This is a genomic window from Herbiconiux liukaitaii (assembly GCF_041927495.1).
GTDB lineage: Bacteria > Actinomycetota > Actinomycetes > Actinomycetales > Microbacteriaceae > Herbiconiux > Herbiconiux liukaitaii.
This window is the reverse complement of sequence record NZ_JBHFHG010000002.1, coordinates 134845-153629: the sequence shown is the minus strand read 5'-3', so window position 1 is coordinate 153629 and position 18785 is coordinate 134845. Positions and strand designations below refer to the sequence as shown.

Below are 18785 nucleotides of genomic sequence, written 5' to 3'. Positions count from 1 at the left end.
GGAGTCGCCAGGACAGGGGCGGTGGGTCAGACCTTGGCGGGCGCGGTGGAGGGTGCTGGGGTGTCGCGCGGGGCGGCGGCCACGAGGGCCTCCACGTCGGCGCGAGTGACCTGGGTCGGGCCGAGCACCTTGCCGGGGTTGAACTGCGCGTCGGGATCGGCGGCGTCGAAGAGGCCCTGCATGAGCGCCACCCCGCCCTCCGAGATGTCCTGCGCCATCCACGGCGCGTGCTCCACACCCACACCGTGGTGGTGCGAGAGCGTGCCTCCGTGCTTCATGAAGGCCTGCTGCACTGACGACTTGACCACCTCGTACTGCGCCACGGGGTCGTCACCGTGCACGAACGCGAACGTGAAGTAGAGGCACGCCCCCGACTTGTACGAGTGCGAGAGGTGGCACATGATCCAGCCGTGGATGCCGAGCGCCTTGTAGGCGCCCTCGGCCGCGGCGACCGTGTCGTCGTAGACCTGCTGCAGCTTCGACCAGGGCGCCGCCGTCTCCGACACGTCGGCCGCTGCGCCGTGGTCGAGCAGGAAGTCGCGCAGGTACGGGGTGTCGAACTTCTTCTGGTCGTAGAGCGCGCCGGGGCCCTTGCCCACGCCGAGGCCGCCGTGCTTCTTCACGATGGCGCCCACGAGCTTCTTCTCGTAGGAGACGTGCGAGGCGGATCCCTCGAAGCCGATGAAAGACAGGCACATCTCGTCGAGATCCCAGCCGCGGCGCTTGAGCACCGACATCAGCACGTTCTGCGCGGCACCCGAGACACCCTTCGATGCCTTGCGGGTCGACAGCGAGAAGCCGCTCTCGCGCGCATCCGACACCCGCGTGATCGAGGGGGCCGCGTCGGACTCCGAGATCGCGTGCATGGCGGCGAGGCCGGCCTTCCAGTTGGGGAAGAAGTAGGCCTGCACCTCGCGCACGGCGGGCTGACGGTGCACCTGCACGGTGACCTCTGTGATGACGCCGAGGCGACCCTCGGAGCCGATGATCATCTCGCGCACCGACGGGCCGGTGGAGGTCGAGGGCAGCGGGCGCAGCTCCACGATCGTGCCGGGCCGCACCATGCGGAGGCCGCGCGCGATGTCGGCGATGTCGCCGTACTTGTCGCTCTGCATGCCCGAGGAGCGGGTGGCCACCCAGCCGCCGAGCGTGGAGTGCGTGAAGCTGTCGGGGAAGTGCCCCATGGTCCAGCCCTTGGCGTTCAGCTGCTCCTCGATGTCGGGGCCCTGGGCACCGGCCTGGATGCGGGCGAGGCCCGATCCCTCGTCGATGTCGAGCACCCGGTCGAGCCGGCCGAGGTCGAGCGACACGATCGTGCGCTGCTCATCGGCGAGCGGCTCGAGGCTGCCGGCGATGTTGCTGCCACCGCCGAAGGGGATGATCACGGCGCCCGCGGCGACCGCGGCGTCGACGATCTGCTGCACGGCGTGCTCGTCGCCCGGGTAGACCACCACGTCGGGAACACGTGCGATCTCGTTGCGACGGATGCGCAGGAGGTCGCGGATCGACTTGCCGTAGGTGTGCACCACACGCGTCATGTCGTCGGTGAACGCGTTCTCCTCGCCGACGATCGCCACGAGCTCGGCCTCGAACGAGGGCGAGATGCGCGAGGGGGCCACGGTGAGCTCGTCGAAGGCCAGCGGCGGAATGGCCGGGGTGCTCAGATCGAGCCCGACGGCCTTCTTCACGAACGGCGCGAACGCGGGCTTGTCCTCGAAGTGGAAGCCGACACCTTCGAGGCCCCAGCCCCACCACTTCATGTGCTTGACGTCGGTCATGCGGCTCCTCTCGTGGTGCTTCGGCCCTGCTGACGCGAGAACATGACGGGCAGTGCCGGGATCTCGTCGGTCTCGGCCGCCGTGGAATGCAGTCGACGCACCTCGTGTGCGATGCGTCGGGAGAACTGTTCGGGCGTCTCACCCGGGAGGCCCAGCATGGGCTCACCGAAGATGACGGCCACGGGAGGGCGGCCGGGGATGGGCCAGTTGCGCCCGCGCGGCATGGCGAGGCTCGCCCCCACGAGCGCCACGGGCACGCACGGCACGTCGCAGGCCATCGAGAGCGCGGCGGCACCGGCCTTGAACGGCGCCATCTCGCCCGTCTTCGAGCGCGTGCCCTCGGGGAAGACCAGCAGAGGCACGCCCCGCGCGAGCAGCTTCTTCGACACGCCCTGCTTCTGGGCGGTGCCGGTGCGGTCGATCGGGAAGGCGTTGAAGAACAGGGCGGTGAGGATGCGCCGCCACCAGATGTCGAAGAAGTAGTCTGCGGCGGCCCCCGCGGCGAGGTAGCGGCCGAGGCGGCGGGGCAGCGCGCACATGATGAGCGGGGCGTCGAGGTGGCTGGAGTGGTTGGCCACGGCGATGAACGCGCCCTGCACACCCTTGACGGCGTCGTGGCCGCGCACGCTCACGCGCGTGATCGACCAGACCACGGGCTTGAGCAGCATGCGCTGGGCGACGAACCGCATGGCGGCCATCGTGCTCGAGGTGAAGCGGTCCTTCGGACCCTGCAGCAGGCTGGGGTGCTGTTCGTTCATCGGGCCTCGACCTTCGTGTCGCGACTGGAGGAGATGCGCCCCGAGATCCAGCGGATCCCCCGCCGCGGGATGTGCCGGGTGAGGAAGTAGAGGAACTTGAAGCGCACCGACGGGATCGAGAGCACGGCACCGCGGGCCACGTCGTGCAGGCACTCCTCCACGAGCGCATCGGCGTCGAGCCACAGCGAGTCGGGGATGGAGCGGGTGCGGATTCCCGCCCGGTCGTGGAACTCGGTGCGCACCCACCCTGGCAGCACGGCGGAGACCTGCACGTTCGTGTGGCGGAGCTCCACGGCGAGCGACTCGGTGTAGGCCGTCGTCCACGCCTTGACGGCGGAGTAGTCGCCCGTGGCGATGGTGCCCGCCACGCTCGAGACGTTGAGGATGGTGCCCTTGCGCCTCGCGGTCATGGCGCGACCGGCCGCTCCGCCGAGCACGAGCACGGCGAGGCACATCACGGCGAGCGCCCGCTCGTGGATGGAGACGTCGCGCTCGAGCAGCGAGCCGTGGATGCCGAAGCCGGCGTTGTTGACGAGGAAGTCGATGGGGTCGTCGGTCGACTCGAGGCGCTCGGCCACACGGTCGACGTCGGCGCGCACGGCCAGGTCGGCGGAGATGGTCTCGACGCGCGTGGCGCCGTCTCTCTCGAGCTCGGCGGCCATCTCGGCGAGCCGCAGCTCGTCGCGCGCCACGAGCACGATGTCGTAGCCGCGGAGCGACAGAGCACGGGCGAAGGCCGCTCCGATCCCGGAGGTGCCACCGGTCACAAGAGCAGTCGCCATGATCCTTAGGATACGCTACGGAGTGCGTAGCGCGAGACGTTCGCACCCATCCAGCACCCCATGTACACCGCCCACGCGGAGGGAATCCGTTGTGAGGAGAGCATTCGATGTCTGACGAGAGCACCGCTGCGAGCACGGCTCCGGCGAGCACCGCGCCACGTTTCGACGTGCGCGATTTCGCGCGCACCGCGGTGGGCAGCCACCGCAGCGAGATGGACCTCTCGGTGTTCAACGAGAACCCGCTGCCCCACACGGTCGTGCAGCTCCTGGCCTACGCCCGCGAGCTCGAGCGCTCCACCATGACCTACCTGCGCAACGTGCTCGTGACCCCGACCCACAAAGACGCGAGGGTCACGGCGTTCCTCACCACGTGGGCGTACGAGAAGTACTGGATCGCCGACTCGTTCGAGGTCGTCGTGCGGGCCCACGGCGTCGACCCCGCCGAGGCGGAGACGCTCTCGCGCTTCCGCGCCTTCGCGCTCGAGGTGGCCGAGCGCGCCACCCCCATCGTGGAGTCGTTCCGCGCCAACGCCATCGGCACCGACGTGATCGGGCTGCACATGGCGAGCGTGGCCGTCGACGAGTGGATCACCGAGGCGGCCTACACCCGGCTCATCGCCGAGGCCCCGCATCCGGTGCTCACCCCCCTGCTCGAGCACGTGCTCGAGGTGAAGGCCAGGCACCGGCTCTTCGTGGAGCCCGATGCCCGTCGCCGCCTCGCCGAGTCGCCCAAGGCCAGGTCGCTGGCCCGCCGCGCGCTCCCCCGCATCGACTGGCCGATCGGCGCCGCGAGCCTCGCCCGATCCGACACGGCGCTCTTCTACGAAGAACTCATCGACGAGGGCCTCGCCGAGGCCATCGACGCGAAGGCCGGCGCTCTGCCCGGGCTGGAGTCGCTGCACCTCGTGACGAACGCCAGGCGGGCGGCCCTCACCGGACCGCACAGCTCCGGCTCATCTGGTTCCGGATCACGCAGCTCCGGCTCGACCTCCACCATGGGCCGTCGCCTCGGCCGCCTCGCGGCCGGCCTCGCCCACACCCTCCGCTCCACCACGAAAGGCGGTACGAACGGATGACCGACTCGGCCCCGAACGACCAGACCACGCCCGCCTTCCCCGATTTCACCCTCGGTTCGTCGCACGTGCTGCTGACGGGCGCCACCGGGTTCGTGGGGCAGGCCGTGCTCGAGCGCCTGCTGTCGACGCATCCCGACACCCGGATCTCGCTCTTGATCCGACCGAAGTCGTCGAGCGGCGAATCGCGGCTCGGCACGCTGCTCAAGAAGCCCGTGTTCCGCGCCTGGCGCGAGACGGTGGGCGAGGAGGGTGTGGCGCAGGCGATCGCCGAGCGGCTGAACGTGGTTCAGGGCGACCTCGCGAACCCGGGCGAGCTGCCGGGCGACCTCGACGTGGTCATCCACGGCGCTTCCACGGTGAGCTTCGACCCACCCATCGACGAGGCCTTCCAGACCAACGTCGACGGCGCCACGGGCATCTACGGTGCCCTGCTGGCCTCGGGCAGCGATCCGCACGTCGTGCACGTCTCGACCGCCTACGTGGGCGGCATGCGCAAGGGTGTGCGCCTCGAGGCCTCGCTCGAGCACACCATCGACTGGCGGGCCGAGAACGCGGCCGCGAAGTCGGCCAGGCGCCGTGTGGAGATGGCCTCGCGCCAGCCCGAGGTGCTGCGCCGGCTGCTCGCCGAGTCGCGCGCCGAGCTCGGCAAGGTGGGCCCGCAGGCGGTGGCGCAGGCCGCAGAGGCCGCTCGCATCGACTGGGTCACCAAGCGGCTCATCGACCACGGTCGCATCCGCGCGGAGTCGCTCGGCTGGACCGACGTCTACACGCTCACCAAGGCCTTCGCCGAGCGCGCCGCCGAGGAGCTGTGGGGAACGGCTGGGCACCGGCTGTCGATCGTGCGCCCCTCGATCATCGAGAGCGCGCTGCGCCATCCGTTCCCCGGCTGGCTCGACGGCTTCAAGGTGGCCGACCCGCTCATCATGGCCTACGGCCGCGGCCAGCTGCCCGAGTTCCCCGGTGTTCCCGACTCGATCCTCGATGTCATCCCCGTCGACTTCGTGGTCAACGCCATCCTCGCCGCCGCCGTCACGCCCGCGACCGTCGACGAGCCGAACTACTACCAGATCACCTCCGGTGCTCGGAACCCGCTCCCGTTCCACACCATGTACGAGAACGTGAAGGAGTTCTTCACGAAGACGCCCATGCCGATGCCCGACGAGGGCGGAGACATCGAGGTGCCCTCGTGGCGCTTCCCCGGCGGCCGTTCGGTGGAGCGCACGCTGCGCCTGCAGGAGCGGCTCACCTCGGTGGCCGATCGCGGTGTGGCGCGCATGCCGTCGACCCCGCGCACGCGGGAGTGGACGAAGTCGCTCTACCGCAGGCAGAGCGGTCTCACCCAGCTGCGCTACTTCGCCGAGCTCTACCGCGCCTACGTGCAGACCGAGCTCATCTTCGACGACCGCAACGCCCTCGCGCTGCACAACTCGATCCCGGAGGAGCTCAAGGCCGATCGCGGCTTCGACGTGGCGGAGATCGACTGGCACGAGTACTTCCAGACCGTGCACTTCCCCTCCATCACGGGGCTCACCAAGGCGTTCGCCAAGCGGCCCGCCGGCAAGGTGCGCGCCAAGCGGGCCCTGCCGGTGTGCAGCGACGTGCTCGCGGTCTTCGACTTCGAGGGCACCGTGGTGGAGTCGAACCTCGTGGAGCAGTACCTCTGGGTGCGGCTCGCCATGCTGCCCAAGGCGCAGTGGCCGCAGGAGCTCGCGAGCCTCATGCTCTCGGTGCCCAAGTTCCTGCGCGTCGACCGCCGCGACCGCGGCGAGTTCATCCGCACCCTCGTGCGCCGCTACAAGGGCATCAGGGTCGACGAGCTGCAGCAGCTCGTGGAGGGCCGCTACGGCGCCGCCATGCTCAGCAGGGCTATTCCGGATGCGCTCGACCGCGTGGCGCAGCACCGCGCAGCCGGCCACCGCACCGTGCTCGTGACGGGGGCGACCCGCTCGGCCGCCGAGCCCTTCGCCGCGTTCTTCGACGACGTCGTGGCGGGTGAGATGCACTCCTCGAAGGGCGTGCTCACGGGCTACCTCGCGACTCCCCCGCTCGTGGACGAGTCGCGGGCGGCGTGGCTCCGCGAGTACGCGAGCGCGCACGGCGCCAACCTCACGCAGTCCTACGGCTACGGCGACTCGCTCGCCGACGTGGCGTGGCTGCAGCTGCTGGGAAACGCCACAGTGGTCAATCCCGACACCGATCTGTATCGGCACGCGCAACGAACCAAGTGGACGGTCGAGGATTGGACACGTCGTTCATCCGAACGGTCGTCTTCGCCCGCTACTCTGTCCCTGCTGCCTGACCCGCAACGCGCCGCACCCGAGGAAGGAGACCGGTCACGAGGCTCTGAGCCCCGCTGACCGACATCTGCCATGGCATTCGATATCGACAAGTACACCGAGACCTCCGAGAAGGTCGCCTGGCAGGATCTCGACTTCTCCGAGTTCCGCACCAACCCGCTGCCCGAGGGCACGCTGCGATCGCTCCGCTACATGTGCGACATCGAGTACCACACGGTCTGCTACCTGCGCGACATGCTCGTGACCCCGTCGCACAAGGACGAGGACGTGACGGCGTTCATGACCATGTGGAACCGCGAGGAGTTCTGGCACGGCGAGGCCCTCGCGGCCGTGCTCGCCGAGCACGACGTGATCGTGGACTTCGACGAGCTCAAGGCCACGCGCCTCAAGCTCGGCTGGAAGGACCGCCTCGACCCCGTGAAGCAGTCGCTGCTCGGCAACATCGTGGGCGAGGGCTTCATCGCCGTGCACATGGTGTGGGGCGCGGCCAACGAGTGGTCGGCCGTGGCCGCCTACAACCGGCTCGCCGACCTCGAGCAGCACCCCGTGCTGGCCGAGCTGCTGCGCCGGATCGCCAAGCAGGAGGCGCGTCACGTGGCCTTCTACGCCACGCAGGCCCGCGAGCGCCTCGGCAAGTCGAAGCGCGCCCAGGTGCTCGCGCGGTTCGCGCTCAAGAACTTCTGGGGCCCTGTGGGCTCCGGTGTCATGAGCGACGCCGAGGTCAAACACGTGATGGGCCACCTCATGGGTGGGCCGGAGGGTCGTCGCGAGGCCGCGAAGATCGATGCGCACATCGCCCGCATGCCCGGCCTCGACGGCCTCACCATCGTGCAGGACGCCCTCGACGCGCGCGGCGTCGCCGCCTGATCGACGTCGCGGGCGTCACTGCCCGATAATCGCCTCATGGAGTTCACGACCACGATCCTGGCGAGCGGTAAGAACAACACCGGCATCCCGGTTCCTGAGAGCGTGGTGACGGCGCTGGATGCCGGCAAGCGCGTGCCCGTGGTCGTGACGCTCGGCGGGCACAGCTACCGCAGCTCGATCGTGGTCTACGGCGGGCGGTTCCTCATCGCCCTGAGTGCGGAGAACCGCACCGCGGCGGGGGTCGCCGCGGGCGACGAGGTCGCGGTGCAGGTGGAGCTCGACGACCAGCCGCGCGAGGTGGAGGTGCCCGCCGATCTGGCGGAGGCCCTCGCGAAGGACTCGGATGCGGCATCCGCCTTCGCGGCGCTCAGCTACAGCAGGAAGCGTGCCCTCGTGCTCTCGATCGAGGGTGCGAAGACGCAGGAGACGCGCGACCGGCGCGTGCAGAAGGCCCTCGCGGACCTCATCTGACCGCTCGAGCGGTCAGTGGCGGCGCTGCGTGGGGAGCAGCGAGAAGGCGACGGCGAGCGACGCCGAGACGCACAGGATCCCCCCGAAGAACACGAAGGCCTCGGTGTGGATGCCGAAGAGGAAGATTCCCAGCATGAACAGGGCGATGGCACCGACTGCGGCGAGCACGTTCAAGGGGGATCCTCCAGTTCTGTTGCTTCCCCAATACTAGAGGGTGTGAGCGATGGACCGGTGATCGGGGAGGACGGCCTGGCGCGCCCCGCGTGGGCCGCGGTCGATCCGCTGCTCCGTGAGTACTACGACACCGAGTGGGGCATGCCCGTCCAGGACGAGCAGGGCCTGTTCGAGCGGATCAGCCTCGAGTGCTTCCAGTCCGGTCTCTCCTGGGCCACCATCCTGCGCAAGCGACCGGCGTTCCGGGCCGCGTTCGACGGGTTCGATCCGGATGCCGTGGCCCGCTACGGCGGGGCGGACATCGACAGGCTGCTGGGCGACACCGGCATCGTGCGCAACCGCGCCAAGATCGTGGCCACGATCGGCAACGCCCGCGCCACGGTGGCGCTCCGCGACGACCCCGCCGTCGAGGGCGGGCTCGTCGGGCTGGTGTGGTCGTTCCGACCCGAGGTCACGCCGGAGCCGGTGAGTCACGCCGACATCCCCACGAGCTCCCCCGCATCCGCCGCTCTCGCCGCCGCCCTGCGCGCGAAAGGGTTCCGGTTCGTGGGGCCCACCACGATGTTCGCGCTCATGGAGGCCGTGGGCATCGTCGACACGCACCTCGTGGGCAGCCACCGCCGGAGCAGTTCGGGCGTCTGGCCCTCCTGAATCGCGGCCTCTGCTACGAGATGACGGGCGCCTGACGTGCCCGGCGTAGGGTGAAGCCATGAGCGAGAACGAGAACCAGGTCGTCACCCACGAGCCCGCCGAGAACCGCTACGTGCTGACGGTCGACGGCGAGCAGGTGGGCTTCGCCGCCTACACCGACCAGGGCGGCGAGCGCGTCTTCACCCACACCGAGATCGACCCCGCGCAGGGCGGCAAGGGCTACGGCAGCATCCTCGTCGCCGGCGCGCTCGGCCAGGTGCGCGAGGAGGGCCTCACGGTCGTCCCGGAGTGCCCGTTCGTGGCGAAGTACGTGGAGAAGCACCACGACTTCGACGACATCATCACTCCTGCAGCAGGCCGATGATGTTGCCGGAGGGGTCGAGGAACCACGCGATGTCGGGCCCCATGTCGTGCTCTGAGCCCCGCATCACGCCCCTCGCGTCCTGAGGCATGCCCTCGTAGCGCTCGAACGTCACACCCGCGGCCGTGAGGTCGTCGATGGCGCTGTCGATGTCGGTCACCATGAGATTGAGCACGGTGTAGACCGCGGGCTCGTGGTCCTCCTTCGGGTAGACCATCACGAGTGAGCCTCCGGGCAGGGTGATGGTGAGGATGCCCATGCCGCTCACCTCCGTCTCGAGCCCGAGCGTCTCGCCGTAGAAGGCCTTCGCCGCGTCGATGTCGCGCACGCTGAACCCGCTGAAGCCGTGGGTGTACTCCATGATCGTCTCCTCCTCGTCGTCAAGCGGCCGCGTGCCGCCCCGTCTTCGCGCGCAGATCCTTGCGCAGGATCTTGCCCGACGCCGATTTCGGCACGACGTCGATGAACTCCACGAGCCGCACCTTCTCGTGCGGCGCCACCCTCTCCTGCACCCAGGCGATCACGGCCTCCTCGCCGAGCTGCGCCCCCGCACCGGGCCCCTCCCCCTGACCGGGATCGGCCTGCGCGGTGCGCACCACGAAGGCCTTCGGCACCTCCTGGCCGTCGTCGTCCGGCACGCCCACCACGGCGGCGTCGGCGATCTGCGGATGCGCGAGCAGCACGGCCTCGAGCACCGCGGGGGCCACCTGGTAGCCCTTGTACTTGATGAGCTCCTTGAGCCGGTCCACGATGGTGAAGACCCCGGTGGCGTCGACCGTGGCGATGTCGCCCGTGTGCAGCCAGCCGTCGGCGTCGAGGGTGCGCCTGGTGGCCTCCTCGTCGTGCAGGTAACCCGGCATCACCTGCGGCCCGCGCACGAGCAGTTCGCCCCTGGCGCTCTGTCCGTCCTCCGGCAGGCCCACGTCGAGGCCTGTCTCGACGTCGACCAGGCGGCACTCGGTGCCCGGAACGGTCCTGCCGATCGACGAGCGGTCGATGGCGGACTCCCCGGTGGGGATGACGTGCGTCACGGGGCTCGTCTCGGTCATGCCGTAGCCCTGGCAGACCTCGCAGCCGATCCGATCCGCCACCGCACCGGCGAGAGTGCCGTCGAGCGGCGCCGCCCCGGAGAACACGACCTTGACGCTCGAGAGGTCGTAGTCGTCGACGAGCGGATGCTTCGCGAGCGCCACCGCGATGGGCGGGGCGATGAACACCCAGGTGCAGCGGTGCTCGCTCACGGTGCGCAGGAACTCGGCCAGGTCGAACTTGGGCATGGTCACGAGAGCGGCGCGCGTGAGGAGCGCGAAGTCGAGCAGCACCGACATGCCGTAGATGTGGAAGAACGGCAGCACCGCGAGCACCCTGTCGTCGCGCTCGAGCGAGATGGCGCGCTCGCACTGCAGCACGTTGGCCACGAGGTTGCGGTGCGTGAGCATGACGCCCTTGGGGTGACCCGTGGTGCCTGAGGAGTAGGGCAGCACGGCGAGGTGGGTGGCCGGATCGAACCGCACGGTCGGGGGTGCGGCGCGATCGAAGAGCAGGTCGCGGAGCGACGGGTGGCCGTGGGCGCCGTCGATCACCACGAGGCGCTCTGCCGGGATGCCCACCGCCTCGGCCGCCGCTCTGGCCTGCGGGTAGAGCGGCGAGACGGTGAACAGCCAGCCGGCCTCGGCGCTCCGCAGCTGGTTGGCGATCTCGTCGGTGGTGTAGAGCGAGTTCACGGTGGTGGCGGTGCCTCCCGCGCGGAGCACACCGTGGAACACCGTGGCGAACGCGGGGATGTTGGGGCACAGGATGCCCACGCGGTCGCCCACGGCGAGGCCGCGCGCGGCGAGCGAGCCGGCGAGGGCGTCGATCTGGGCCACGAGCTGGCGATAGCTCGTCTCGTCGCCCGAGGCGCCGTCGACGAGGGCAACGCGATCGAGGTCGTCGTCGGCCAGGTCGGAGAAGAGGAGGTCGTAGACGCTGAGGGGCGGGATCTCGAGGGGCTCGCCGGCGGTGGGGAGCGGGAGTGGGGCCGGGGTCTGTGGGGCCGGGGCCTGCGCTTCCGGTGCCTCGGCTGCTTCCGGTCTGTCCGGCGCCTCGGTGGAGTCGGCGCGATGGAGACGGCGGGAGAGGAACGAGCGGGCCATGGGCTATCTCCTTCGATAGACGTGCCGCTATTTGACTACCGTCTCACCGTCCACCGCAAGGGGCGGGGCCCTCCGACGCCCCGCCGACTCGCTTTCAGGCCAGGCGGATGCCGTTCTGCAGCCGGGTGCGCAGGTCGAACACGCGGTCGATGCTCTCGCGCCCGCCCTCTCGAGAGTTCTCGCGGCCGCGACCGGCACCGGATCCGTTGCGCAGCAGCTGCGGCAGCAGCGAGCGACGCACGAGCACCGCGCCGGCCAGCCGCCCGCGACCGACCACCTCCATGGGGTCGGCGAGGGCCGCATCCGGAACCACCACCACGAGAGCGGTGAACTTGACGCCGAGCGAGCGGCCGAGCGCCTTGGTGCCGCGGTAGAGCTCGTGCAGGGGCTCCTCGTCGGGGTGGATGCCGTCGCCCACGATCTCGTCCTTGCGCAGGCGCACGTGGCCGCCGCGATCCTCGGACTGCACGGCGAAGAGGCCGGCGGGGCCGAGCACGAGGTGGTCGATGGTCTCGGGCACGCCGTCGAGCTGACGGCCCGTGAGCACGTTGTTCCAGATGGTGTAGCCGAGGCCGAGGCCGCCCACCACACCGGCGGTCGCCTCCTCGGCGAGCGCCTTCGCGAGCCACGCCCGGATCTCGCGGGGGGCCGACCGCACGAGCGCGGGGTCATAGGGGTCCTGGACCGGCACTCCACGGCCGACCCACTCGCGGAGAAGGCGGTTGTAGATCTCGCGCTCCTGGCCGCCCGGGTGGCCGTAGGTGCGGGCGCGCACCTCCGAGCTGCGGGAGCGCGTGCCGGCCGGCGAGGCGTGCGAGGGCGGACCGAAGCCGGCGCCCGAGGTCGAGGCGGAGCCGGTGGCACCGGCGGCGTGGGCCGATCCGCTGCTCGCACCCCGGCCGTGGCCGCGGTCGTAGGCCGCGCGATCCTCCGGCGTGCCGATGAGCTCCCAGGCGTGCTGCACGGCTACGAAGCGGGCCGAGTCTCCCCCGGTGTCGGGGTGGGTCTCGCGGAGCAGGCGGCGGTAGGCCTTCCGCAGCTCGTCGTGCGACACGGAGGCCTCGACACCGAAGACCTCGTAGGGGGTTCTCGCGGAGGGGCTCTCGGACACCCGCTCCACGATACCGGGCCGTCGCGGGGAGCCCGCTGGCAGCGAGGGCGGCGGGGTCGGCGTCAGCGTGGGCGGCGGCCCGACGGAATACTGGACGGAGCGCGGCGTTGACGATTACATACGTTCGCATGGAACCAACCAGGAGATCACGATGACACAGCAGCTCGAACTCGGCCTCGACACCTTCGGAGACGTGACCGCCGACGACGCGGGGCAGCCGCTGCCCGCCGCCCAGGTGCTGCGCAACCTCGTGGAGCAGGGTGTGCTCGCCGACGAGGTCGGCATCGACTTCATCGGCTTCGGTGAGCACCACCGCGACGACTTCGCCGTGTCGGCCCCCGAGGTCGCCCTCGCCGCCGTGGCCGCGCGCACCTCGCGCATCCACCTCGGATCGGCCGTGACGGTGCTCTCGTCGGACGACCCCATCCGTGTGTTCCAGCGCTTCTCCACCCTCGACGCGATCTCGAACGGGCGCGCGGAGGTCATCCTGGGCCGCGGCTCGTTCACCGAGTCGTTCCCGCTGTTCGGGTTCGAGCTGGGCGACTACGAGACGCTGTTCGAGGAGAAGCTCAACCTCTTCGCCGCCGTGCGCGAGCAGAAGCCGATCAGCTGGGAGGGCACCACGCGGGCCCCCCTGGTCAACCAGAGCGTGTATCCGGCCGTGGAGAACGGGCTGCTGAAGACGTGGGTGGGCGTGGGCGGCAGCCCCGAGTCGGTGGTGCGCACGGCGCGCTACGGGTTCCCGCTCATGCTCGCGATCATCGGCGGCGACCCCGCCAGGTTCGCTCCCTACTCCGACCTGTACCGGCGGGCGCTCGACCAGTTCGAGCTGCCGCTGCAGCCGATCGGCGTGCACTCCCCCGGGCACGTCGCGCCCACCGACGAGGAGGCGCGCGAGCAGCTGTGGCCGCACTACCAGGCGCAGATGAACCGGATCGGCCGCGAGCGCGGCTGGTCGCCCATGGGGCGCGCGCACTTCGAGCAGGAGGCGGGGCCGCACGGGTCGCTCTACGTGGGGTCGCCTGAGACGGTGGCGCAGAAGATCGCCGCGACCGTGCGCACCGTGGGCCTGCAGCGGTTCGACCTCAAGTACGGCAACGGGCCGCTGCCGCACTCGGCGCTCATGCGCAGCGTGGAGCTGTACGGCACCCAGGTCATCCCGCGCGTGCGCGAGCTCCTCGCCTAGGCCCCCGCCGACCCGCACCACCCACCCCCACCCCACGCGGCGGCACCCCGCGCCTTGCCCCGCCCAACTCCACTCCGCCCACCCCACCCCGCCCCACCGCCAGTGAGTCGCGGCTAAGTGCTGCTTCAGGGCCGGTTTCGTGGGTTTTGGGGACAGTTGGACGCGACTCAGTGCGTGTGCGCGGGGGCGGTGAGGTGGGCGGCGAACTCTCGGGCGAGGAGGGAGCGCTTGACCTCCACCCCCCACGCGAAGCCGCCCATCGTGCCGTCGCCGCGGAGCACGCGGTGGCACGGCACGAAGAGGGCGGGGGCGTTCTTGGCGCAGGCGCTCGCGGCGGCTCTGACCGCCGTGGGGCGGCCGAGCTCTGCCGCGAACTGCTGGTAGGTGAGGGGGTGGCCTGGCTCGATGTGCCTGAGCTTCTGCCAGCCCTGGCTGTGGAACTTCCCGCCGTGCTGGCGGACCTCGACGGTGTCGATGGCGGCGATGTCTCCGCTGTAGTAGGCCTGCACCGCTTGCACGGCTCTCGACTCCGCTCCCGTCGCCGGCACGAGGGCGGCGGGGCGGATGCTCGGGGTGAGGCGGGCCAGGAGGGCGTGGGGGGCGTCTGTCCAGCCTGAGGCGAGCACTCTGTGGTCGTCGTCCTCGATGATGCCGAAGGGGCCGTCTGGGGTGTCTACGAACTGGACTGTGGCGGTCATCTCTTGTCCTTTGGTGGTGGCGTTCGTTTGTTGGCTTGCGCTGGGCGGGGTGGGCTGGATGTCCTGGTCGTGTCACGTCCCGCGTCGGCTGCGCCGACGCCTGCCAGGCCCACCTGTGACTCGACCAGGACATCCAGCCCACCCCGCCCACGGGTTGTGGGGCGGACTTGGGTTCTGCCGCTCTTGGTGGCGGGTTTCTTGGGGGCTGAGGCCGACCAGAGGTGGAGGGAGAGGTAGGTGCGCCAGGGGGTGAAGGCGGCCGACCAGGCGGTGAGGGTCGCGGGGGTCGCAGGGAGGCCCAGGGTGCGGGCGCCGGTGCGGAGCGCGACGTCGCCGGTGAGGAGGATGTCGGGGTGGTTGAGGATGCGCATGGCGAGGTAGCCGGCCGTCCAGGGGCCTATGCCGGGGAGGGCTGTGAGACGCGTGTGGAGGTCGTCGGGGTCGGCACCGAACGAGAGCTCGAGGTCGCCGGTGGCGAGTGCTCTCGCCACCTCGACGACCGTGCGGATCTTGGCGCGTGGGCCGGTGAGCACCGCCTCGGCGTGCTCGGCCACCTGGGCCGGCGTGGGGAAGAGGAGGGTGGGTGGGGTGCTGTCGGTCGGGTGGCTCGTGGGCGGCATCGGGGAGCCTGCTGCGTGCGCGAGGCGGTGGAGGAGGGTTCGGGCGGCGGCCACGGTGATCTGCTGGCCGATGATGGCGCGGAACAGCATCTCGTCGGGATCCACGGCCCCCGGCATCCGGATGCCCGGGGTCGCGCGGATGCGCTCCGAAAGTGCCTCGAACCCCGCACTCTCCGCAGCCCCGCCCGCCGCGGCGGCCCCGCCCTGCGCGGCTGCGGCCTCGCCCTGCGCGGCTGCGGCTTCGAGGAGGGCTGTGTCGATGGCGGTGGGGTCGGCGTCGAGGTCGAAGAGGCGACGGACACGCGCGACGAGCACGGGGAGATCCGAGAGGGCGGTGAGGTGGGCCTCGAGGGTGAGCACGCCCCGCGCGGTGGAGTCGTGACGCACCGTGAACCACGCGGCACCGTTCGGCAGCCGCAGCGACCGGGTGTACGTGGCCACCCCGGCCGCCGCGCCGGCGGTACTGGTGGGCGGGGCGTCGGGGGCGAAAGTGACGTGCTCGATGCCGGGGATGGCTCGGGCCATCAGCCAGGTGAAGACACCCAGGGCGTCGTAGGGCTCGCGGTACGGGAGGGTGAGCGTGATGGTGCCGGGAGCCGGCGCAGGTGCGGCGGCCGTGGCGGGGGCGGTGGCCGCCCCAGGAGCGGCGGCGCTGGCGGGGGTGGACGCTGGTGCGGGGGGTCGGCGGTGGCGGGTGCGGATGTCGGTGGGGGTGAGTTGGAAGACCTCCGCGACGCTGTCGTTGAACTGGCGGATGCTGCGGAATCCCGCGGCGAACGCGATGTCGGCCATCGAGAGCTCCGTGGAGGTGAGGAGGGTGCGCGCCGTCTGGGCACGGTGCGCCCTGGCGAGGGCGAGCGGGCCCGCGCCGAGCTCCTGCGTGAGCACCCGCGTGAGGTGCCGGGGCGAGTAGCCGAGGCGGAGGGCGAGACCGTCCACGCCCTCGCGCTCCACGAGGCCGTCGCCGATGAGGCGCATGGCGCGCGCGGTGAGGTCGTGGCGGAGGTTCCAGGCGGGGGTTCCGGGCACCGCCTCGGGCAGGCAGCGCTTGCACGCCCGGTAGCCGGCCTCATGGGCCGCGGCGCTCGTGTCGTAGAACGCCACGTTGGCCGGCTTGGGGGTGCGGGCGGGGCAGCTCGGCCGGCAGTAGATGCCCGTGGAACTCACGGCGGTGATGAACTGCCCGTCGAACCGGGCGTCGCGCGACTGGATGATGCGGTAGCGCGCCTCGAAGTCCATGCCACGAGTCTCACACGCCCCGCGCGCCGTCTCTAGCGGGAATCGGACACTGCGGTGGGCGGCGGGGTGGGGGGCGGGGTGGGGTGGCGGGGCGGCGGGGTGGGGGATGTCGGGGGGTCCACGTAGGGTCGGGGCCATGGCGCACTCCATTGTTCCCCCGTATCTGCTCGCCCGTCTCGCCGAGACCGAGGCCGAGGGGCTGCAGGGGGCCGCGGCCGCCGCGCGGCGCTCGCTGGCGGCCGATCCCCCGCTGCGTGCCGAGCGCCGCCGCGAAGGAGTGTTCACCCCGAGCTCGGTGCTGCTCGAGGCCGTCGACCCCCTCCAGGCCGCCTTCACGGGCCTCGTGGGCATCACCGAGCCCGATCGCTCCGTGTTCGACGCCGAGGGGCGCGAGAACCTCCCGGGCACGCTCGTGCGCGCCGAGACCGATCCGCCGGTCGACGACGTGGCGGTGAACGAGGCGTTCGACGGCCTCGGCGCCACCCACGCACTGCTGTTCGAGGCGTTCGGGCGTGCATCGATCGACGGCGTCGGCCTGCCGCTCCTCGCCACCGTGCACTACGGCGAGGCCTACGACAACGCGTTCTGGGACGGCGAGCGCATGGTGTTCGGCGATGGCGACGGCGAGGTGTTCGGGCGGTTCACGGCCTCCCTCTCGGTCATCGGTCACGAGCTCGCGCACGGCGTGACGCAGTACACGGCCGGTCTCGTCTACGAGGGCCAGTCGGGGGCGCTCAACGAGTCGTTCTCCGACGTGATCGGTGCCCTCGTGGAGCAGTACAGCCTCGAGCAGACGGCGGAGGAGGCGACCTGGTTGATCGGCGAGGGCCTCTTCACCGACGCGGTGCAGGGCCGGGCCCTCCGCTCCATGCTCGAGCCGGGAACGGCCTACGACGACGACGTGCTCGGCCTCGACCCCCAGCCCGGAGACATGGCGGGCTACATCGAGACGACGGATGACGACGGGGGTGTGCACCTCAACTCCGGCATCCCCAACCGCGCCTTCGCCCTGGCGGCGCGCGCCGTGGGCGGATTCGCGTGGGAGGGCGTGGGAGTCGTCTGGTACGACGCCATGACGGGTCCGCTCGATGAGAAGGCCGACTTCGCGGCCTTCGCCGAGGCCACGATCGCTGCATCCGGAGCTCGCTTCGGCGACGACTCCGAGGTGACGAGCGCGATCGCCGAGGCCTGGCGTACGGTGGGCGTGAGGAGCGATGACCGAGCACACTGACCACGACCCTGCGCCGCACGACGACACAGCCGGCGCAGTCTCGCGCGCGCTCAAGATCACGGTCGCGCGGTCGGGTGGAGTGGCGGGCATGGCACCGACCTGGACGGTGACGGCGGAGGGCGAGCCCGACGTCGACGACTGGCTCGACCTCGTGGACTCCTGTCCCTGGAACGCCGACGATCCCTCGAACACCGACAGCGACACTGGCACCGGCTCGGCGGCTGGCACGAGCACCAGCTCCGGCGGCTCGGGCGGCCACGGTGGCGATCGGTTCGTCTACACGATCCGGGTGCTCGTGGAGGCCCCGGATGCGACGGCTCGCGACGCCCGGGTGCCCGAGCGCGAGCTCACCGGCCCGTGGCGCGACCTCGTCGACCGCGTGAAGGCCGAAGCCAAGCCACGGCCCCGCCGCGCCCGCCGCTGACGCGACCGCCCGCCCGCCCCGAGACCACCCGTCGTCGAAACCACCCGTCGTCGAAACCACCCGAGTCCGCGCCCAGCTCCAGCTCCAGCGAGGCGAGCGCGCGGATCAGCCGAAGACGCCGTTGACGTAGTCGAAGGTGCGGGAATCGATGGGGTTGGAGAACATCGCCTCGGTGCTGCCGTGCTCCACGATCGCGCCAGGCTGCCCCTGCGAGGCGAGGAAGAACGCGCACTGCGTGGAGACGCGCTGCGCCTGCTGCATGTTGTGCGTGACGATCACGATGGTGACGTCGTTGACGAGCTCGAGCATCGTCTCCTCGATCACGCGGGTCGAGGTGGGGTCGAGAGCCGAGCACGGCTCGTCCATGAGCAGCACCCGCGGAGTCACGGCGAGCGACCGCGCGATGCACAGCCGCTGCTGCTGACCACCGGAGAGACCTCCGCCCGGAGCACGCAGACGATCGCGCACCTCCTTCCAGAGGCCCGCCTTCACGAGGCACGACTCCACGAGGTAGTCCTTGTGGTCGCGGCTCGACTTGGTGCCCGTGAGCTTGAGGCCCGCCAGCACGTTGTCGTAGATCGACATGGCGGGGAACGGGTTCGGCTTCTGGAACACCATGCCGATGCTCTTGCGCGCCTCGACGAGCTTGCGCGACGGGTCGTAGATGTCGCTGCCGTCGATGAGCACCTCGCCGGCGAGACTCGCCGAGGGGATGAGCTCGTGCATGCGGTTCAGGATGCGCAGGAACGTCGACTTGCCGCAGCCCGAGGGCCCGATCAGCGAGGTGATGACCCCGGCGGGCATGGTGAGCGACACCCGGTCGAGCACCTGGTGATCCCCGAACCAGGCCGAGATGTTGCGAGCGTCGAGCTCGGCCAGCGGCGGCCGGTCGTCGAGCCCGAGCACCTGCTGCTCGAAGGAGACCG

At 70.8% G+C, this 18785-nt stretch carries 19 protein-coding genes; 9 read left to right on the top strand and 10 right to left on the bottom strand.

The features are described from left to right. Positions 1-26: 26 nt before the first annotated feature. From ACEXQC_RS01240 to ACEXQC_RS01230, 3 genes are read right to left on the bottom strand one after another with little or no spacing between them, the layout of a single operon-like run. Positions 27-1778 (bottom strand): FAD-binding oxidoreductase, encoded by a 1752-nt coding sequence (locus ACEXQC_RS01240; protein ID WP_374817527.1) that lies wholly within the window; start codon positions 1776-1778, stop codon positions 27-29. Next, positions 1775-2536, bottom strand: a complete 762-nt coding sequence (locus ACEXQC_RS01235) for a lysophospholipid acyltransferase family protein (RefSeq protein WP_374817525.1) — start codon at positions 2534-2536, stop codon at positions 1775-1777. Before ACEXQC_RS01235 ends, ACEXQC_RS01240 begins: the two co-directional genes overlap by 4 nt. Then, entirely contained in the window at positions 2533-3318 is a 786-nt protein-coding gene (locus ACEXQC_RS01230) for an SDR family NAD(P)-dependent oxidoreductase (RefSeq protein ID WP_374817524.1), read from the bottom strand. Before ACEXQC_RS01230 ends, ACEXQC_RS01235 begins: the two co-directional genes overlap by 4 nt. A 107-nt stretch (positions 3319-3425) precedes the next feature. Between ACEXQC_RS01230 and ACEXQC_RS01225 the strand changes: the two genes are divergently transcribed. Genes ACEXQC_RS01225 through ACEXQC_RS01210 form a run of 4 tightly spaced genes read left to right on the top strand, consistent with a single transcriptional unit; the run spans position 3426 to position 8029 of the window. Continuing rightward, positions 3426-4394, top strand: a complete 969-nt coding sequence (locus tag ACEXQC_RS01225) for a hypothetical protein (RefSeq protein ID WP_374817521.1) — start codon at positions 3426-3428, stop codon at positions 4392-4394. Beyond that, entirely contained in the window at positions 4391-6751 is a 2361-nt protein-coding gene (locus ACEXQC_RS01220) for an SDR family oxidoreductase (RefSeq protein WP_374817519.1), read from the top strand. The genes ACEXQC_RS01225 and ACEXQC_RS01220 overlap by 4 nt, the downstream gene beginning before the upstream one ends. A gap of 12 nt (positions 6752-6763) precedes the next feature. Continuing rightward, positions 6764-7558, top strand: a complete 795-nt coding sequence (locus tag ACEXQC_RS01215; RefSeq protein ID WP_374817517.1) for a ferritin-like domain-containing protein — start codon at positions 6764-6766, stop codon at positions 7556-7558. A gap of 36 nt (positions 7559-7594) precedes the next feature. Then, positions 7595-8029, top strand: a complete 435-nt coding sequence (locus tag ACEXQC_RS01210; RefSeq protein WP_374817515.1) for a DUF1905 domain-containing protein — start codon at positions 7595-7597, stop codon at positions 8027-8029. A gap of 12 nt (positions 8030-8041) precedes the next feature. On the opposite strand, the gene ACEXQC_RS01205 is transcribed toward ACEXQC_RS01210, so the two are convergent. Next, the gene (locus tag ACEXQC_RS01205) at positions 8042-8203 is read right to left on the bottom strand and encodes a hypothetical protein (RefSeq protein ID WP_374817513.1); all 162 of its coding nucleotides are present in this window, start codon (positions 8201-8203) and stop codon (positions 8042-8044) included. A 42-nt stretch (positions 8204-8245) separates the two neighbouring features. Between ACEXQC_RS01205 and ACEXQC_RS01200 the strand changes: the two genes are divergently transcribed. After that, positions 8246-8854, top strand: coding sequence for a DNA-3-methyladenine glycosylase I (locus ACEXQC_RS01200; protein ID WP_374817511.1), 609 nt, complete (start codon positions 8246-8248; stop codon positions 8852-8854). 58 nt (positions 8855-8912) lie between these two features. Then, complete coding sequence (locus tag ACEXQC_RS01195) at positions 8913-9218, top strand: GNAT family N-acetyltransferase (RefSeq protein ID WP_374817509.1); 306 nt, start codon at positions 8913-8915, stop codon at positions 9216-9218. On the opposite strand, the gene ACEXQC_RS01190 is transcribed toward ACEXQC_RS01195, so the two are convergent. The 3 genes from ACEXQC_RS01190 to ACEXQC_RS01180 form a co-directional block, all read right to left on the bottom strand. Continuing rightward, positions 9196-9576: a VOC family protein gene (locus ACEXQC_RS01190; protein WP_374817508.1), complete on the bottom strand. Its 381-nt coding sequence runs from the start codon at positions 9574-9576 to the stop codon at positions 9196-9198. The two genes, ACEXQC_RS01195 and ACEXQC_RS01190, sit on opposite strands and share 23 nt — an antisense overlap. A gap of 19 nt (positions 9577-9595) precedes the next feature. Then, positions 9596-11350, bottom strand: coding sequence for an AMP-binding protein (locus ACEXQC_RS01185; RefSeq protein WP_374817506.1), 1755 nt, complete (start codon positions 11348-11350; stop codon positions 9596-9598). A gap of 94 nt (positions 11351-11444) precedes the next feature. Beyond that, a complete protein-coding gene (locus tag ACEXQC_RS01180) occupies positions 11445-12461 on the bottom strand; it encodes a DnaJ domain-containing protein (RefSeq protein ID WP_374817504.1) in 1017 nt (338 codons plus the stop codon). Between the two features lie 151 nt (positions 12462-12612). On the opposite strand from ACEXQC_RS01180, the gene ACEXQC_RS01175 reads away from it, so the two are divergent. Next, on the top strand, positions 12613-13647 hold the full coding sequence (locus ACEXQC_RS01175) for an LLM class flavin-dependent oxidoreductase (RefSeq protein ID WP_374817502.1): 1035 nt from the start codon (positions 12613-12615) through the stop codon (positions 13645-13647). Positions 13648-13814: 167 nt separating this feature from the next. Here the strand turns inward: ACEXQC_RS01175 and ACEXQC_RS01170 are convergent, their stop codons facing one another. Both ACEXQC_RS01170 and ACEXQC_RS01165 read right to left on the bottom strand, forming a co-directional pair. After that, positions 13815-14345 carry a methylated-DNA--[protein]-cysteine S-methyltransferase gene (locus tag ACEXQC_RS01170; protein ID WP_374817499.1) on the bottom strand — a complete coding sequence of 177 codons (531 nt, stop codon included), beginning with the start codon at positions 14343-14345 and terminating at the stop codon, positions 13815-13817. Next, positions 14342-16204 (bottom strand): DNA-3-methyladenine glycosylase 2 family protein, encoded by a 1863-nt coding sequence (locus ACEXQC_RS01165; RefSeq protein ID WP_374817497.1) that lies wholly within the window; start codon positions 16202-16204, stop codon positions 14342-14344. Before ACEXQC_RS01165 ends, ACEXQC_RS01170 begins: the two co-directional genes overlap by 4 nt. A gap of 136 nt (positions 16205-16340) precedes the next feature. On the opposite strand from ACEXQC_RS01165, the gene ACEXQC_RS01160 reads away from it, so the two are divergent. Further along, positions 16341-17435, top strand: a complete 1095-nt coding sequence (locus tag ACEXQC_RS01160) for a M4 family metallopeptidase (RefSeq protein ID WP_374817495.1) — start codon at positions 16341-16343, stop codon at positions 17433-17435. Then, positions 17419-17859 carry a hypothetical protein gene (locus ACEXQC_RS01155; RefSeq protein ID WP_374817494.1) on the top strand — a complete coding sequence of 147 codons (441 nt, stop codon included), beginning with the start codon at positions 17419-17421 and terminating at the stop codon, positions 17857-17859. Before ACEXQC_RS01160 ends, ACEXQC_RS01155 begins: the two co-directional genes overlap by 17 nt. A 105-nt stretch (positions 17860-17964) precedes the next feature. Here ACEXQC_RS01155 and ACEXQC_RS01150 read toward each other — a convergent pair whose 3' ends face one another. After that, on the bottom strand, positions 17965-18738 hold the full coding sequence (locus tag ACEXQC_RS01150; protein WP_374818821.1) for a phosphate ABC transporter ATP-binding protein: 774 nt from the start codon (positions 18736-18738) through the stop codon (positions 17965-17967). Positions 18739-18785 lie beyond the last annotated feature (47 nt).

Coding starts and splice junctions, on each gene's coding strand:
- ACEXQC_RS01240 (WP_374817527.1), bottom strand. CDS start 1,778: ATGACCGACGTCAAGCACATGAAGTGGTGGGGCTGGGGCCTCGAAGGT.
- ACEXQC_RS01235 (WP_374817525.1), bottom strand. CDS start 2,536: ATGAACGAACAGCACCCCAGCCTGCTGCAGGGTCCGAAGGACCGCTTC.
- ACEXQC_RS01230 (WP_374817524.1), bottom strand. CDS start 3,318: ATGGCGACTGCTCTTGTGACCGGTGGCACCTCCGGGATCGGAGCGGCC.
- ACEXQC_RS01225 (WP_374817521.1), top strand. CDS start 3,426: ATGTCTGACGAGAGCACCGCTGCGAGCACGGCTCCGGCGAGCACCGCG.
- ACEXQC_RS01220 (WP_374817519.1), top strand. CDS start 4,391: ATGACCGACTCGGCCCCGAACGACCAGACCACGCCCGCCTTCCCCGAT.
- ACEXQC_RS01215 (WP_374817517.1), top strand. CDS start 6,764: ATGGCATTCGATATCGACAAGTACACCGAGACCTCCGAGAAGGTCGCC.
- ACEXQC_RS01210 (WP_374817515.1), top strand. CDS start 7,595: ATGGAGTTCACGACCACGATCCTGGCGAGCGGTAAGAACAACACCGGC.
- ACEXQC_RS01195 (WP_374817509.1), top strand. CDS start 8,913: ATGAGCGAGAACGAGAACCAGGTCGTCACCCACGAGCCCGCCGAGAAC.
- ACEXQC_RS01190 (WP_374817508.1), bottom strand. CDS start 9,576: ATGGAGTACACCCACGGCTTCAGCGGGTTCAGCGTGCGCGACATCGAC.
- ACEXQC_RS01185 (WP_374817506.1), bottom strand. CDS start 11,350: ATGGCCCGCTCGTTCCTCTCCCGCCGTCTCCATCGCGCCGACTCCACC.
- ACEXQC_RS01175 (WP_374817502.1), top strand. CDS start 12,613: ATGACACAGCAGCTCGAACTCGGCCTCGACACCTTCGGAGACGTGACC.
- ACEXQC_RS01170 (WP_374817499.1), bottom strand. CDS start 14,345: ATGACCGCCACAGTCCAGTTCGTAGACACCCCAGACGGCCCCTTCGGC.
- ACEXQC_RS01165 (WP_374817497.1), bottom strand. CDS start 16,204: ATGGACTTCGAGGCGCGCTACCGCATCATCCAGTCGCGCGACGCCCGG.
- ACEXQC_RS01160 (WP_374817495.1), top strand. CDS start 16,341: ATGGCGCACTCCATTGTTCCCCCGTATCTGCTCGCCCGTCTCGCCGAG.
- ACEXQC_RS01155 (WP_374817494.1), top strand. CDS start 17,419: ATGACCGAGCACACTGACCACGACCCTGCGCCGCACGACGACACAGCC.